Source organism: Pseudomonas sp. AC463 (genome assembly GCF_979253585.1).
The window spans coordinates 1-261 of sequence record NZ_CEEDDZ010000766.1 but is presented as its reverse complement, the minus strand read 5'-3'; the positions used below and the strand labels follow the sequence as shown (position 1 = coordinate 261).

1 pseudogene is annotated in these 261 nt (G+C 63.6%); it reads right to left on the bottom strand.

The features are described from left to right. Positions 1–261: pseudogene (locus AC0IYH_RS32295) on the bottom strand (hypothetical protein); the annotation flags it as partial.

Below are 261 nucleotides of genomic sequence, written 5' to 3'. Positions count from 1 at the left end.
ACGTCGTGGATTGATGTTCCGAGCGTTCGCGCATCGAGAGCTATGGCATCGATATCTTCGTCGACGGCATCGTCCTCGCCATAGTCGAGCACCGCCTCGATACGCGCCGACAGGATCGCCAACTCAGTGATCCAGCCCTCGATCGAGCGGCTGACATTCCCCTCGGCAGCGGCGATCGCCACGCGACGCTGCCCCTCGGTTTCGGCGGCCAGCAGGTCTGCCAACCCTTCCGCTTCGGTCAGATCGATGCGCCCGTTGGTC